This window comes from Vibrio sp. 2132-1 (genome assembly GCF_033344315.1).
This window is the reverse complement of record NZ_JAWPON010000645.1, coordinates 1-572: the sequence shown is the minus strand read 5'-3', so window position 1 is coordinate 572 and position 572 is coordinate 1. Positions and strand designations below refer to the sequence as shown.

Here is a 572-nt window from a genome sequence, read left to right as displayed (position 1 = left end):
CTGCCATTTTTGGTTTCTGATGTTCAGGAAGTACGTAAAAACAAACTCACGCTACAATTTGATCTTTTTGAGGGTCTTTTAACTCATATCGCTTCACGCAATTTCTCCCACTGCTTTTCGCCTGATAGAGCGCCTTGTCAGACAACTGATACAAGTGGTCGAAATTGAAGTCTTTGCCTTTGGTTTTGTAGCAGGAGTACCCCACCGAAACCGTCAGCAATTCACCTTCAGGGTTATGTTGATGCTTGATGCCTTCATCTTCAATGCATTGACGAATGCATTCCGCTCTCAACCGAACCTCTTCTTGGTTCGAGCCGATCATCAATAACACAAACTCTTCACCCCCAATACGACAAAAGACCTCGTCTTCATCTTTGGTATGGTGTTCAAGAATGTTCCCAATGCGCATCAGTGCAATGTCCCCTTCAAGATGACCATAGTGATTGTTAAACAAACCAAAATGGTCAATATCAATCAGAATCAGACCAAATGACATCGCCTCTTCGCAATCCAATGCGCAGTATTTTTGCATCACATGTTCCAGCATACGGCGATTGCCAAGGCGCGTAAGT

Annotated in this window: 1 protein-coding gene; it reads right to left on the bottom strand. The window is 43.7% G+C overall.

Annotated features, from left to right (window positions below; translation table 11 throughout):
* Positions 1-46 precede the first annotated feature (46 nt).
* Positions 47-572 (bottom strand): GGDEF domain-containing protein (locus tag R8N47_RS27155; RefSeq protein WP_318186363.1); only part of this gene is annotated, 526 nt, incomplete at its 5' end.